This is a genomic window from Paraburkholderia sp. UCT31, assembly GCF_014397655.1.
GTDB lineage: Bacteria > Pseudomonadota > Gammaproteobacteria > Burkholderiales > Burkholderiaceae > Paraburkholderia > Paraburkholderia tuberum.
The window spans coordinates 1-776 of sequence record NZ_VZQP01000199.1 but is presented as its reverse complement, the minus strand read 5'-3'; the positions used below and the strand labels follow the sequence as shown (position 1 = coordinate 776).

Sequence of the window (776 nt, the reverse complement as noted above, 5' to 3'; positions counted from 1 at the left end):
CGGCCACCCGACACGATGATCTTCGCGCTCGTCAGTTCCGGACGATCGAGCTTCGTCACTTCGCGGCTCACGAACTGCGAGAGGCCTGCGTCGGCTGCCGCTTCGATCTTCTCGACCGCTGCGCTGCCGCCTTCGGCCGCGACGGCATCAAAACCGGTCGAGCGCACGGTGATGACCTTGATCGGATCAGCCGATTGCACGATCGCGATTGCGTTGCCCGCGTAGATCGGACGCTCGAACGTGTCGGCGCTATCCACTGCCGTGATGTCGCTGATCTGCGCGACGTCGAGCTTCGCGGCGATACGCGGCGCGACATTCTTGCCGTAGGCGGTCGCCGGCGCGAGGATGTGCGTGTAGTGCTTCGCCGCATCTTGCACAAGCGTCAGCACCGTTGCTTCGACGTTTTCCGCGAGGCCTTCGGCCAGTTGCGGCGCATCGGCGAGCAGCACCTTGCTGACACCCGCGATCTTCGCGGCCGCATCGGCCGCGCCCTGCGCGTTATGTCCCGCGACCAGCACGTGAATATCACCGCCGATCTTCTGTGCCGCTGCGATCGTGTTCAGCGTCGCGGCCTTGATCGACGCATTGTCGTGTTCTGCAATTACCAGGTTCGTCATTTCTCGGGTCTCCTCACAGCACCTTCGCTTCGGTCTTCAGCTTCTCGACCAGCGTCTTCACGTCCGGCACCTTCACACCGGCGGAGCGCCTGGGCGGCTCGGCGACTTTCAGCGTCTTCAGACGCGGCGTGACATCGACGCCGAGGTCTTCGGGCTTGA

1 protein-coding gene and 1 pseudogene are annotated in these 776 nt (G+C 63.9%); both read right to left on the bottom strand.

Going from position 1 to position 776, the window contains the following annotated elements; translation table 11 throughout:
• A partial coding sequence (locus F6X40_RS41620) for an electron transfer flavoprotein subunit alpha/FixB family protein (protein WP_187631909.1) occupies positions 1–617 on the bottom strand: 617 nt, incomplete at its 3' end.
• Positions 618–630: 13 nt separating this feature from the next.
• Positions 631–776 (bottom strand): annotated as a pseudogene (locus tag F6X40_RS41615) (electron transfer flavoprotein subunit beta/FixA family protein); the annotation flags it as partial.